The sequence below is a fragment of the Aeromonas sp. ASNIH7 genome, assembly GCF_002903485.1.
In the GTDB taxonomy this organism is placed as follows: Bacteria; Pseudomonadota; Gammaproteobacteria; order Enterobacterales; family Aeromonadaceae; genus Aeromonas; species Aeromonas caviae.
On the sequence record NZ_CP026226.1, the window covers coordinates 3,500,541 to 3,514,627 of the forward strand.

General features: G+C 61.8%; 9 protein-coding genes and 1 pseudogene. 1 reads left to right on the plus strand and 9 read right to left on the minus strand.

What is annotated here, in order from left to right; genetic code table 11:
• Positions 1-71: 71 nt before the first annotated feature.
• From C2U47_RS16560 to rimO, 9 genes and pseudogenes are all read right to left on the minus strand, one after another.
• Positions 72-1,928, minus strand: coding sequence for a beta-N-acetylhexosaminidase (locus C2U47_RS16560; protein WP_103261744.1), 1,857 nt, complete (start codon positions 1,926-1,928; stop codon positions 72-74).
• A gap of 67 nt (positions 1,929-1,995) precedes the next feature.
• On the minus strand, positions 1,996-2,868 hold the full coding sequence (locus tag C2U47_RS16565; protein WP_103261745.1) for a BadF/BadG/BcrA/BcrD ATPase family protein: 873 nt from the start codon (positions 2,866-2,868) through the stop codon (positions 1,996-1,998).
• A 104-nt stretch (positions 2,869-2,972) separates the two neighbouring features.
• Entirely contained in the window at positions 2,973-4,700 is a 1,728-nt protein-coding gene (locus tag C2U47_RS16570) for a glycoside hydrolase family 9 protein (RefSeq protein ID WP_103261746.1), read from the minus strand.
• A 107-nt stretch (positions 4,701-4,807) separates the two neighbouring features.
• A complete protein-coding gene (locus C2U47_RS16575) occupies positions 4,808-5,806 on the minus strand; it encodes an ABC transporter ATP-binding protein (protein ID WP_103261747.1) in 999 nt (332 codons plus the stop codon).
• Between the two features lie 11 nt (positions 5,807-5,817).
• Positions 5,818-6,839 (minus strand): annotated as a pseudogene (locus C2U47_RS16580) (ABC transporter ATP-binding protein).
• Positions 6,836-7,741, minus strand: coding sequence for an ABC transporter permease (locus C2U47_RS16585; protein WP_010673904.1), 906 nt, complete (start codon positions 7,739-7,741; stop codon positions 6,836-6,838). Before C2U47_RS16585 ends, C2U47_RS16580 begins: the two are co-directional and overlap by 4 nt.
• Position 7,742: 1 nt before the next feature.
• Positions 7,743-8,726 (minus strand): ABC transporter permease, encoded by a 984-nt coding sequence (locus C2U47_RS16590; protein ID WP_010673905.1) that lies wholly within the window; start codon positions 8,724-8,726, stop codon positions 7,743-7,745.
• A 117-nt stretch (positions 8,727-8,843) separates the two neighbouring features.
• Complete coding sequence (locus C2U47_RS16595; protein ID WP_039040531.1) at positions 8,844-10,526, minus strand: ABC transporter substrate-binding protein; 1,683 nt, start codon at positions 10,524-10,526, stop codon at positions 8,844-8,846.
• A gap of 545 nt (positions 10,527-11,071) precedes the next feature.
• A complete protein-coding gene (gene rimO / locus C2U47_RS16600; RefSeq protein ID WP_233735823.1) occupies positions 11,072-12,499 on the minus strand; it encodes a 30S ribosomal protein S12 methylthiotransferase RimO in 1,428 nt (475 codons plus the stop codon).
• Positions 12,500-12,798: 299 nt separating this feature from the next.
• On the opposite strand from rimO, the gene C2U47_RS16605 reads away from it, so the two are divergent.
• Positions 12,799-13,008, plus strand: coding sequence for a hypothetical protein (locus C2U47_RS16605; protein ID WP_103261748.1), 210 nt, complete (start codon positions 12,799-12,801; stop codon positions 13,006-13,008).
• Positions 13,009-14,087 lie beyond the last annotated feature (1,079 nt).

Here is a 14,087-nt window from a genome sequence, read left to right on the forward strand (position 1 = left end):
TAGGTTGGGTTTTTGTTGTCGATGGGTAAAAAAACGGCGACCAAAAGGTCGCCGAAAAGAAAAAGATAACACTACCTCTGTGGCACCCGGTAACGCACTTGCAACTGGTCGAGGATGTGCAGCTGGCCGGGCAGACGGGCGACGAAGTGCTCCCACACCTTGCGGGCGGGAGTGCTCCAGGCCACCTCTGCCGTGGCCAGCATGCGCGGGAACAACATGTAGTCGAGACGATCGCGAGAGGTGATCAGTTCCGACCACAAGGGGCTCAGCACCCCCAAGATGTTATCGTTGGCATGGAAATCGGCCGGGGCAGGATCGCATGCATGCACCTGCGCCAGGTTGAGGGTACCCGCCCAGTAGAGTCCCGGCTCGTGGATGTCCTGACTCCAGGCGAGATCCAGATAGAGGTGCTGGGCAGGCGCCATCACCACGGGGTAACCGGATGCGGCGGCATCCAGGCCGGCCTGGAAGCTGGTCCAGGCGAAGACGGTGGCCTCCCGGCTCACCTTGTCACCGTGCAGTATCTCCTCCCACCCCAGCATCTGCTTGCCCCTGCCAGCCAGGTACTGCTGGCAGTGGCGCAGCAGGTGGCCCTGCAGCTCGCGGCAATCCTGATACCCTTGCTCGGCCATCAGCTGCTGGCAGGCGGGACTGTCGGTCCAGACGCCGGTGGGCACTTCGTCCCCCCCCATGTGAACCTGACTCCCGGGGAAGAGATCGCACACCTCGTCCATCACGGCGTCCAGGAACCGGTAGGTGCCGGGCAGGGCCGGGTTAAGCACGTTGTCGTCGAAATATTGCACCGAGAGGTAGCGGGAGTGGTCCGCCTCTTCCCGCAGCAGCTCGGGCAGCGCCTTGATGGCCGCGTGGCAGTGACCCGGGATGTCTATCTCCGGAATGATGGTGATGCCAAGCCCGGCGGCGTAGGCGACCAGCTCGCGCACCTCGCTCTGGGTGTAGTAGCCGCCGTAGGGATCGGGGCCACCGCTCAGCTGGGGCCCCACCGCCAGGCCATGGCCGCGCCAGGCTCCCACGGCGGTCAGCTGGGGGAAGGCCTTGATCTCCAGGCGCCACCCCTCGTCATCGGTCAGGTGCCAGTGGAAGCGGTTGAACTTGTAGAGGCTCATCTGCTTGAGCAGGCGCTTGAGGGTGGCGATGGAGTGGAAGTGGCGGGCACAGTCGAGGAAGATGCCGCGAAAACCGAAGCGCGGTGCATCCCGCACCGTCAGGCAGGGCAGGCTCTCTCCGTGTTGCAGCGCCCACTGGGCCAGGCTCACCAGCCCGTGGCGCCAGCCCGCCTCGCCGGCGGCCCGGATGACGATCTCCTCAGGGGTGATGGTGAGCTCATACCCCTCGGGGGGAAGTGTCGCCTCGACGAGGTGGATCTCCGCATCGTGATCCTGGGTCAGGGCCAGGCCTGTCAGCTCGTTGAAATGGGCGAGCAGGGAGGCGAGGGGAACGGGGCCGTCGACGTGGGCCCGCTCGGCCAGCCGGAAGTTGCCTTCTGTATAAATCAGGTGGGCGGGCTGGGGCACGAGGCCGTTGACGGCCTCCACCTGTGGCAGGTCGGGTCCCGGGGAGGGCGGGTTGGTCAGGCCAAGGTCTTCCCCCTCCAGCACCAGGGGTTGCAGCTGTCCCTTGCTCTCCAGGCTCAGGAAGAAACCCTTGGGCATATCGGAGTCATGCTTGAGCGGGGTGCTGCGACAGCAGAAGCGCAGCTCGCTCACCCCCTCATGGGGCACCATGACCTTGTAACTGCCGCTCTGGCGCTCCAGGGAGCCCCCTTCGATCGAGTGGGGATCGATCTGGCGGGCGAGGCAGAAGTGGAGTTTCCAGGGGGCTGCTGGTCGTTGGCTCAGGGTGAAGCGAAACCAGACATCGTCACCGTCACGGTGATCGACCCGGGTGTGGATCAGGGGTGCGGACATGGGAATTCCTCTGATGGGGTGAAGGAAACGGGAGCCTGTCCCGCAGGTGTTGTCGGCCCGGCAAGGCTCAGGGATGCAGACATGGCAGCGCCTCCGTCCTGGCAAGCAGGATGGCCCCCTCCAGCGCGTCGCGCTTGGGGGCGACCAGATGGAAGTGGCCCAGACGGGGGGTGAGGCGCGTGCCGATGCCGCCCAGCAGGGCGATCCGGTCTGCCCCGAGCTGGGTCATGCCCTCCAGCAGCATGGCGAGCTGGGCACAGGTCTCATCCAGCAGGGCGGTGGCGAGATCGTCCCCGTCGCTCGCGGCATCGAACACCCAGGGGGCGAAGCGGCCATAGTCGGCCGGGATGGCACGCGCAGCCCAGCGCACCACCTCGGCCTGATCCCGCTTGAAGTGATCCATCAGGCGCACCGCCAGGGTGCTGGGGGGCAGGATGCCGTCGTGGCAGAGCAGGGATTGCTGGATGGCGCGCAGCCCGAGCCAGGCGCCGCTGCCGAGATCCGAGACGGGGAATCCGCGACCCGAGCAGGTGCGAAGGCGTCCCTCCCGGTAGATGAGCCCCGCCGAGCCGGTGCCCGCGATCAGGATGGCCCCCTCCTGGCCGTCGAAGGCGCCGAGGCAGGCACCAAAGGCATCGGAGGTGAGCTTCACCCGCGCAAACGGGAAGGGCATGGTCAGCATGGCGTGGTAGCAGTCGGCGAGCTCGGCGGAGGCGAGTGCGAGCCCGACTCCCATCCGCTGTTCGCTCTCCCTGGGCAGACCCGCGTCGATGCGGGCCTGATCGATGGCAGCCAGCACATGGCCGTGGGCGAGGGCGATGCCCAGCTCCAGATTGGAGCCGGCGGCGCGCCCCTCGCCGAGCAGCTTGCCTGCGTTGTTGCGAATGCGGGCCCGGGTGTGGGTGCCGCCGCCGTCCACCCCGACCCAGAACTCAATCATGGGGGCCTCCCTGCGCGCTTTGCCAGGTGATGGCCAGGGTAAACCTGGCTGGCGGTATGGAGGAGCCAGGGCTCTCCCCGGTGCCAGTGATGGGTGAACCGCTCTCAATCATGGTGGCCTCCTTGTGCGCTCTGCCAGGTGATGGCCAGGGCGAACCAGGCGGCGTGCGGGATCCATTGCTCCCCCCAGCGCCAGTTCTGATCCAGCCGATCCTTGTACGCCTCTGGAATAAAGGCCACGTCATTTTCGTCATCGAAGCCGGCGGTGATGCCGTTGCAGATCCCCCCCTGTGCATTGGGGTAGCCGGCGGTGTATTCCGGGTTGTTGATGCCCTGACCCGCCAGCATGCAGGCGTTGAAGGGGTTTCTCCCCAGGATCCAGTCGAGCTGCTGCTGGCCGAAGGTGCGCAGCAGTGCGCTCTGCCCGGGCAGGTGCTGCGCGGCAGCAAACGCCATGGTGGCGAGCGATGCCAGCCGGGCGTTCTCCCCCTGCCACCAGTAACCCGACTCGTTGTGATGGGGCATAAAGAAGCTCACCCGGGGCGCCTCATCGACCCCTTTCACATACTGGCGGGCGAGGGCGAAGGGATTGCCTGCCCGGGCCGCGAGGGCCAGCTCGGCCGCCAGGGCCTGCTCGGCGACGGTCCTGGCCGCCCACTGGCGCGCCGGATCCGGCTCGATGGCGAGATACTCCAGCAGCGCCAGTACCGGCAGGCCCGCCTCGGCGGCGTGGTAGTAGGGGCGAGAGCCATCGTCGTTGGCGGCCCAATGGTGGCCGAGATCGGGGTGGGCGCGCTGGCGGGCGCACAGCCGGCCGGCCCGATCCCGTGCCTCGGCGAGCCACTCGGCGCCCAGCGTTCTGGTGAGCTCGACCGCCGCCAGCAGGGCGCAGTAGTCGTCGATGATGTTCTCGACCCTGTCGTCCAGGTAGGCGAGGTTGTGCTCGCGCAGGTGCAGGTAGCCGCGGCTGGCCGCGTCGGCGTACTGGCTTGTGTCAAGGTCGCCGCCACTCGGTTCCCGGGCGGCGCGGGCCAGGGCGGCGATGGTCATGCCGCCCCCCTGGCGAAAACCCGCCTGCCAGCGGGCGGACTTGATCCCCTGCTGGGTCGAATAGGCGCACAGCTCTCGCTGCTCGGGATCCTTGCTCCACTTGTCGAACAGGGTCATGTAGAAGAAGCCGCTCTCGTCCTGCATCCGGCAGAGAAAATCCGCCCCGTGCAGCCCCTCGTCATTGAGCCGTTTACACAGGTTCATCCCGTCGATGTCGCGACGTGTCGCCAGGAGTTCCCTGCACTTGAGCAGGGACCAGACCACCATGGGGGTCTGCTGGGGATTGAGGTAGTTGGCGTAGGAGAGGTGACTCAGGTACTTGCTCATGTCGCCGCTGGCGTCGAACCAGCCGCCATGTACGTCCCGGCGCTGATCGGTGCCAAAGAGGCGTGCCCTGCGGTCGGCCCGGTCGAAGGTACCGCTGGCGCGTTGTCCCTTGAAGTAGTGGATGACATCGGAGAGGCAGCGGCGCGCCAGCAGCCCCCGGCCGATGGCAAAGGGGGGGGAGCGCACCAGGCGCTCCTGCGCTTCCGTGGTCACGACGGCCTCCAGCCGGTAGTGGCCGGGCTCGGTGAAGGCGGAGAAATCGGCCCGCCAGTAGTGGCGCCCCTGCCAGCCGGGGACGCTCCCCGCCGCCACCAGCGGCGTCTCCAGCAGGAGGTGGTCGTCCTCCTGGCGCAGCAACCTGACGTGGCCGCAGATATCGAGGTCGGCGCCGCACTGCAGCAGGGCGCTCTTCTCCCCGTCACATTCGTAACCCACCTGGTTGATCAAAAGTTCCATCAAGGTCTTACTCCGAAGGCTCGCCCCTGGCGGGCGAGGCTCATTGCGGGGCCTTGCGGCCCCGACGCGAGGCATGGCCGGGCGACGGCGCCCGGCCGCGGGCCTGCTTACCCCTGTTCGTGGAGGTAGCAGCGCACGAAGTGGTTGTCGGCGAGCCGGGTCACCGGCGGCAGGCTCTCCTTGCAACGGGGCATGGCCTGATGGCAGCGCCCGGCAAAGGGACAGCCACGGGATTCCGGGGTCCAGAGCGGGATCTCCCCCTTGCGGCCCCCCTCCAGCTCGGCGTGGATGCTCTTCTCGGGGTCCGGCACCGCCGAGATGAGCAACTGGGTGTAGGGGTGCTGGGGGTGGTGCAGGATCTCGTCCACCTCTCCCCACTCCACCATGTGACCCACGTACATCACCGCCAGATCTTCCGCCACGTAGCGGGCGGTGGCGATGTCGTGGGTGATGTAGAGCATGGAGACGCCGAGCTCGCTCTTCATCTGCTCCATCAGGTTGAGGATGCCGATGCGAATGGAGACGTCGAGCATGGAGGTGGGTTCGTCCGCCAGCACCACTTCCGCCTCCACCGCCAGGTTGCGGGCGATGTTGACCCGCTGGCGCTGGCCGCCGGAGAGCTGGTGCGGGTACTTGGCCGCGGTCGCCTTGGCGGGGGTCAGCCCCACCTTTTCAAGGAGGCCATAGACCATGTCGGGCAGATCCCGCTTGTCGCTCACCTTGCTGTGCAGCAGCAGGGGGCGGGCGATGTGGTGGTAGATGGTGTGGGTCGGATTCAATGAACCGAACGGATCCTGCCACACCATCTGCACGCTCTGGCGATAGTCCAGCAGGGCGGTGCCCTTGTTGAACTCCTCCAGGTCGCGGCCACGGTAGAGGATGCGGCCGTTGGAGAGCTTGTACATCTTGGCGATGATCTTGGCGATGGTGCTCTTGCCGGAGCCGGATTCCCCCACCACTGCCAGGGCGCGGCCCCGGTGCAGGTTGAAGGTGATGTCGGACAGCGCCCGCATCTTGCCGCTCTTGATGGCGTTGGAGTTGACGGCGAAGTCCTTGTAGAGGTGCTGGACCTCGATGATGGGCGCGTCGGTTTGGGCGATTTGCATGACAGACATCCTTAACAGCCAGCGGCCTTGTCCAGATGGATCGGAAGATCCGGTTGTTCCTCTGCTGCCTCATGAAGGTGGCAGGCAGCCTGTTGGCCGGGCCGGATCTCGGCCAGCCGGGTGTATTCCTGGCGGCAGCGCGCGTGCACCTTGGCGCAGCGTGCCTGGAAGCGGCAGCCGACCGGCACCTCCAGCAGGTTGAGGGGGCTGCCAGGGATCCCCTCCAGCACGGTCTTGGGCCCATGCAGGGGGGGAAGGAGTTGCCAAGGCCCCGGGTGTAGGGGTGCAGGGGCGCGGTCAGGATCGCCTTGGCCGGCGCCACTTCCACCAGTTCCCCCGCGTACATGATGCCGATGCGATCGCAAAATTCGACCATCAAGGAGAGGTCGTGGGTGATGAAGAGGATGGAGAAGTTGAACTTCTCTTTCAGTGCATAGACCTTCTGCAGGATCTCCCGCTGCACCACCACATCGAGCGCCGTGGTGGGTTCGTCCATGATGAGCAGCTCGGGGTTGAGGGCCATGGCGATGGCGATCACCAGCCGCTGGCGCATGCCGCCGGAGAACTGGTGCGGGTAGTCCTTGAGCCGGCTCGGGTGGATGTCGACGATCTCCAGCAGCTCCTGGGCGCGCTTGATCGCCTCATAGCGGGTCATGCCGGGGTTGTGGGCCAAGAGCACGTCGCAGAACTGCTCCTCCATGCGCAGCACGGGGTTGAGCGCATTCATGGCGGACTGGAACACCACGCTCGCCTGGCGCCAGCGGTAGCTGCGCAGTCGCTCGTCGTCGAAGGCGAGGATGTTCTCTCCCTTGAACAGGATCTCGCCGCCGCTGATGTAGGCGGGCGGCTTGTGCAGCCTAGCTACCGAGAAGGCGACCGTGGACTTGCCGCAGCCGGACTCGCCGGCGAGGCCGAACACCTCACCCGGCATGATGTCAAAACTGACCGAATTGACGGCGCGCACGTCGCCGCTTTCGGTGATGTAGTCGACGCAGAGCTGGCGCACCGACAGCAGGGGTTGTTGCGGCTTCATGCTGTCTTCTCCTGAGCAGTGATGGGAGTGGCAAGCTGCTTCCAGCGACGCAGGCCCTTGTGGGAACGAAGCTGCGGGTTGGCGATTTCGTCGATGGCGAAGTTGAGCATGGCCAGGCCGGCACCGAGCGTTGCGATGGCGAAGCAGGGGGCCAGGATCTCCCACCAGGCGCCCACCAGGATGGCGCTCGAGGTCTGGGCGTTGTAGAGCATGATGCCCCAGCTCACGACGGTGGGGTCGCCGAGCCCCAGGAACTCCAGGGTCGCCTCGGTGACGATGGCGTAGATGATGGACCCGATGAAGCTCACCCCGATGATGGAGATGAGGTTCGGCAGTATCTCCACCAGGATGATGCGCCAGGCCGGTTCACCCAGCACCTCGGCGGCGATGACGAACTCCTTCTCCCGCAGGGCCAGGGTCTGGGCGCGGATGACCCGGGCACCATAGGCCCAGGAGGTCAACCCTATGATGAGGGCGATCACCATGGGGGAGGCCTCTCCGATGAAGCTCGCCAGCACCAGCAACAGGGGGAGGTTCGGGATCACCAGCACCACGTTCATCAGGAAGGTGAGGCACTCGTCCACCACGCCGCCGAAGTAGCCGGCGGTGATGCCCACCGTGATGGCCAGGGCGCACACCAGCAGGCCTGCCCCGAAGCCCACCATCAGGGAGATGCGGGCGCCGTTGGTGAACTGGGCCCAGAGATCGTGGCCCATGCGGTTGGAACCCATCACCAGCTCCACGCTGGGGGGCTGGTGGGGGCGGGCGACCCGCTTGGTGGGTTCGTTGCTGGCGAGCAGCGGGGCGAACAGGGCCATCAGCACGAAGGTGACCACGATGGCGAGGCCGAAGGCGGCCTTCTTGTTACCCAGCAGGATTTTCAAGATAGTCGGCATACGCATCTTATTTGCCTCCTGTACGCAGACGGGGATCCAGGAAGACGTAGAGCACGTCCGCCAGGAAATTGAAGCTGAGCATGGTGATGGTCATGATGAGCAGTTGCCCCTGGATGAGGGGGTAGTCACGGGCCAGGATGCCCTGATAGAGGGTCAGTCCCAGGCCGGGGTAGTTGAAGATCACCTCGGTGATGAGGGATCCGCCGATGACGAAACCGAGTGCCATGGAGAGGGCGGTGACGCTGGGCAGCACGGCGTTGCGGGCGCCGTAGTTGAAGATCACCCGGTTGCTGGAGAGCCCCTTGGCCTTGGCCATGGTGATGTAGTCCTCGCCCAGCAGGTTGATCATGTTGTTGCGCATGGTGATGAGAAAGCCCCCTACCTGCACCGCGGCCAGGGTGCCCACCGGCATGATGGCGTGCAGCAGGATGCTCTTGATGTGTTCCCAGCCAAAATCGGCGGGGATCTCGGGGCTGTAGGCGTAGCCGATGGGCAACCAGCCGAGGCTCACTCCGAACAGGAAGAGGGCGAGCAGAGAGACCACCACGGGGGGGATGGCCTGCATCACCAGAGTGAGCGGGGAGAGGATGCTGTCCATGCGTCCGCCCCGGTACCAGGCGGCGAAGATGCCGACGATGGAGCCGATGGAGAAGCTCAGAATGGTGGAGGTGCCCACCAGGAACAGGGTCCAGCCGATGGCGCGGCCGAGGACGTCGGCAACCGGTTGGGGGTAGTAGCGCACCGAGGTGCCGAGATCCCAGGTGAAGACGCTCTTCACATAGGTGAGAAACTGGGTGCCGATGGGGCCGTCCACGAAACCGAAGGTGGCTTTGAGGGCTTCCAGTGCGGCGGGTTCCATCATGGCGCCGGCCCGGGCAAACATGACGGAGACGGGGTCCCCCGGCATGGCTCTGGGTAGCAGGAAGTTGATGGTGGCGGCCACCAGGAAGGCGACCAGATAGAAGGAGAAGCGTCTAAGTATAAATCCCATGGTGATACCTTTTACTGCAAGCCTGCCCCGCGCCGGGCAAAGCTCCCCCAACCCCGGCAGGTGCGGGGGATGGAAGACATGGCGGGGAAGAGGGCCCCCCGCAGGGGGCCGGGGTGATTAGCTGTTTGGCTTGAGTGACAGCACGTGCAGCAGACGCTCCGGAGTGTCCGGGTGTACCTGCGGCTTGGCGACCGGGTTGTCGGCACTGAACCAGCCATTGAAGCGCTTGGTGCTGTATTCGTACCAGGTCGGGTTGTTGAACACCGGGATGATGGTCTGGTTGGCCCCGACACGCTCCTGGATGGCGAACATGATCTCCTTCTGCTTGGCCGCATCGGCGGTCTGGGTGAAGTCGTCGATCAGCTTGTCGAGCTCGGGATCCTTGTAGCGGGGCGCCGCGAAGCGGTTGCCGCGCTCACCCATGTTGCGGGAGTGGAAGGCGGTCTCGAAGTACTTGTGCGGGTTGGCACCGGCAAAGTAACCCTGCAGGGCGACGTCGAAGTCACCGGTGATCAGGGACTCGGTCCAGACGGTGGCTTCCGGAGTGGCGGTCTTGGCGTTCAGGCCCAGGGCCTGCAGGCCTTCGACCCCGATCTGGACGGTGTTGACCCAGTCGGTCCAGCCGTTTGGCACCAGCACCTTGAACTCGATCTTCTTGCAGCTCGGGGTGTCGAGGAACTTGTCGCCGTCACAGTCCTTGTAGCCCGCCTGTTTCAGCAGGGCCTTGGCCCCTTCCAGGTCGAACTTGTTGTACTTGCCGTACTTCTTCTCGACGTCCGGGTTGTCCCAGGAAGCGAATGCCTTGCCAAGCCCTGACGGGTACTCGTTGACGGTGGGGTAGCCGTAGCCCGCGATGTCCACCATGGACTGGCGGTCCATGGCCATGGAGAAGGCGCGGCGGAAGTTGATGTCGTTGAAGGCTTCGTGGTTGCCCGGGTTCTTGCTCTGGAAGTTGACGTTGAACGCCACTGTGCCGGAGGCGGGGAACCAGTACTTGTTGTTCTTGGGATCGTTGCCGACGTAGAGACGCTCGATGTCCGGCACGAAGGAGCCGAACCAGTCCACGTCACCCTTCATCACGGCGGCCAGTACCTGGTCGTTGGTGGCCATCTGCGGCATGCGCAGGCAGTCGATGGAGAGGCTGGCGTTGTCCCAGTAGTGCGGGTTGCGGCACTGGGTGTAGAGCTGGGCGGAGAAGTTGTCCACTTCGGTGAAGGGACCGGTCCCGACCGGCTTGTCGTTGGTGAAGGCCACCGGGTCTTTCACCGACTTCCACTGATGCTCCGGTACGATGGGCACCAGCACCAGGTCGTTCACCACGTTGGTGTTGACCTCGGCCAGGTCGAATTTGACCTTGTGGTCACCCAGCTTCTCGACACCCTTGATCTGAGTCCAGATGGAGCGCTCGTCCAGCGCCTTGTTGGCCTTGACCAGGTTGAAGGAGAAGAGGATGTCGTCGGCGGTGAAGGCTTCACCATCGGACCACTTGACCCCTTCGCGCAGGTCGAAGGTGACGGATTTCAGATCATCGCTGAAGGCGTAGTGGGTAGCCAGACGATAGACGGGTTTGCCACCCTGCATATCGTTGAAGATCACCAGCGGCTCATAGATGAAGTGACGGGTGGTGTGGAGCAGACCCGCTTGCAGGAAGGGGTTGAAGTTCTTGACCCATGCGGTTTCCTGCTGGGCAACCAGGGTCAGCACCGTCTTGTTGTCGGCGGCCATGGCTGTGCCGGTGGCACCGGCAAGCAGAGTTCCCAGCATGACTGAGGTTGCGATTTTGGATACTTTGGCAAGCATATTTTTTCCTTTCTTATTGGTCTTCCATGGTTTTGGAATGGAGCACCGACATCGCATGCTTGGATACCGGCCCTCGCTGTTGGTCAGGTTTTGCACCCTTGTAGTTGTGTCGTCCAACGCCCTTAGAAAAGCAGAATTAACAGGAAAACAACAACTCTTCATTTCGTCGATATCGTAAAAATTGCACGGCGCACGTCATTATCGTCAAAATGCATTTTAAATCCTTTTAAATTATAAAGTTGCATTAATTCTCACAAAGTAAAAAGTCACCTTTCCACTCCCTGTGGCAACGATAATGTGAGCTGGATCGTGCTCGTTTTTTCCCCGTTGACACTGCTTATTTTTGCGCAGGAAACAAGCGGCTCATGTGGGCGGAGAGAAGTGTGCGCTGGTTCACGGGCACGTGCGAAAAGAGCAAGGAGAGGGAGACCGGTGACGAGGGGCGGCACAGGGGATGACAGGGGGGCATGCAAGAGCCTGACGGGCGGCGGACATTAAAAAAGCCAGTCGGTGAGACCGACTGGCTTTGAGGGGGAGTGGCGTGATTATTCCACCAGGCTGGCCCAGAGGTCGTACTCGTCCGCTTCGTCGATGCGGACCTTGACCATGTCGCCGGGCTTGAGGCCGGTTTCACCGTTCAGGTAGACCAGGCCGTCGATCTCGGGGGCATCGGCGGCGGAGCGGCCGGTGGCACCCTCTTCGTCCACCTCGTCGATCAGCACCAGCATCTCTTTGCCCACTTTACGGGCCAGCTTGCGGATGGAGACCTGCTGTTGCAGCTCCATGAAGCGCTGGAAGCGTTCTTCCTGCACCTCGGCCGGCACCGGATCCGGCAGCTCGTTGGCCTTGGCACCCTCGACCGGGCTGTATTTGAAGCAGCCAACCCTGTCCAGTTCCGCCTTGTCAATGAAGTCCAGCAGCATCTGGAACTCTTCCTCGGTCTCGCCGGGGAAGCCGACGATGAAGGTGGAGCGCAGGGTGATCTCGGGGCAGATCTCGCGCCACTTCTGGATCCGCTCCAGGGTGCGCTCGACGGAGCCGGGGCGCTTCATCAATTTGAGGATGCGCGGGCTGGCGTGCTGCAGCGGGATGTCGAGGTAGGGGAGGATTTTGCCGTCGCGCATCAGGGGGATGACGTCATCCACGTGCGGGTACGGGTAGACGTAGTGCAGGCGCACCCACATACCGAGCTTGGCCAGCTCTTCGCACAGGGCCACCATGCTGGTCTTGACCGGCATGCCGTCGTAGAAACCGGTGCGGTGCTTGACGTCCACGCCGTAGGCGGAGGTGTCCTGGGAGATCACCAGGATCTCCTTCACGCCAGCCTCTTTCAGGCGCTTGGCTTCGGCCAGCACTTCGCCGATGGGGCGGCTCACCAGATCCCCGCGCATGGAGGGAATGATGCAGAAGGTGCAGCGGTGGTTGCAGCCTTCGGAAATCTTGAGATAGGCGTAGTGGCGCGGGGTCAGCTTGACGCCGTGGGCCGGCACCAGGCTGGTGAAGGGGTTGTGGGTGGGTTTTTCCACGTATTTGTGGACGTGGCCCAGCACCTCTTCATAGGCGTGCGGACCGGTGATCTCGAGCACCTTGGGGTGGATCTCGCGGATCTGGTTCTCTTTGGCACCCAGGCAGCCGGTGACGATCACCTTGCCGTTCTCGGCCAGGGCCTCGCCGATGGCTTCCAGGGACTCCTGCACCGCGCTGTCGATGAAGCCGCAGGTGTTGACTACCACCAGCTCCGCATCGTCATAGCTGGGCACCACGTCGTACCCTTCGGTACGCAGCTGGGTCAGGATGCGTTCGGAATCGACCAGGTTTTTGGGGCATCCCAAGCTCACAAAACCAATCCTTGGGTGGTGAGACCTAATAATGCTGGAAGTTGCTTGTTGGACAGGTTGGTTGTCCAATGGCTGAGCCGGCGTGGTTGCAGGCGTCAGGCTCTCTGAGCTGGGGTCAAAACGGTTGACAGTCATAGGGTGTCGCTGGTCACTGATGCAAAAAAAAGATGGCGGATTATACCTGATGAGCAGGAAAGAGGAAGAAGTGATGTGTGCATTTTTTAACCTGTAATATTAGATTTCAATGTTCGATATTTTGTGTCTTTTCCTATGAGGTGAAGACGATGCGATCATCAACGACAGGGGCCTCGGTTACGAGTTCTGCCTCGCAGTCCTCAAGCCATCTACGGCCGCCAGCATGTGCGGGAGACCTACACTAAACAGTCAGGCAGTGCCTATTTGATTGCAACCTGCGTCATGGATCGCAGTCTGGTGTGTTCATCTTGCTGGTCGCTGCGGACTTCACTGCCCTTTACCTGCTTGGTGACAAAGCCGAGCTGGTCGAGTTGATTTCCAACCTCATCGGCGTGGTAATCGGTGTACTCCTGAATCCGCGCGACAGCGTGATTGCGTTTTCCTCGGTGCAGCCAATCAGCCTTAAACATGAAGGATATGTTCAATTCAATATCAATTTATTGCGTTGATGATGCTATCCGCAGTGACAATGACTGAATATACGATAACAGGCACAAGCAAATGAATGTGCGAACAGTTCCTCGGTCTGCGACCATGATCCCCACATGGCAACAGGGATGAGGTTCAGCATGAGTTAGCGGATTGCGAGTTCAATGGAACACGCCGTAAAACCCGCAAGGAGTCATTCCTAGCCCGTATAGATGTGTTGCTCCTATGGATGATTATGCTAGTACTGAACATAGTTCCAGACTACCTCGGTCAAGTTAAGAGGGGTGAAGTGTCTGGATCTTCAAGGGGGCAACTCTAGAAGTCGATAAGCTTTTCTTCATTGAGTTACAGTAGTAGCGCTTCAAGTATCAGGAGTTGCTCGTAAGCAGAGCAACTCCTGACTACACCGATAAGGGGGCAGGTAATTGTCGACCTGATGGGACGGATTGAGCATGGGGTCTGTCAATCAGCAATAAGTCGACGGGAGGGTAGGTAAAGATCAGCATTTTTGGTTACAGTTTAATCAAAAGAGGTGGTTTTCAACATTTTTCACATACCCCCACTTGAAAAATTATAAAAACTGTCCATTTACTAATAATAAGAGCGGTAATGAAATTTTATCGTTTCAACATTCCGCTGCTACGCAGCGAAGAGAAACCAGTTTTACTAGCCCTCGCCGGTTTTTTTATTGAAGAAAAGATATGAAGGTCTCTCTTATAAATTGAAGTTCATTAAGCATGGCTCATGCAATAAGTACGCTATCACTGAGTAACAGAAAACAGAAAACAGAAAACAGAAAACAGAAAACAGAAAACAGAACCGAAATGTGCAGATCTTCCAGATTTGCCAGTTGGCCAAAGAAATGACATTCAATATCATTAAGTAATTTCTTTACGCAGTCACGTTATTCCTGTTAATTTTTACCATCCTCATCGGCTGACCACCATATTCTCGGTGCTACGCCGTCAAGGACTTCAGTCAAGCATTTTTTATGATTGGAAGTCTATTGCTATCTATACCGGAATATACGCGATCTTCATCTAGCGCTTGAGCAAGCGTAGTTTTAGAGGCGTTGTTTCCCAAATCGATGCGGCTTGAA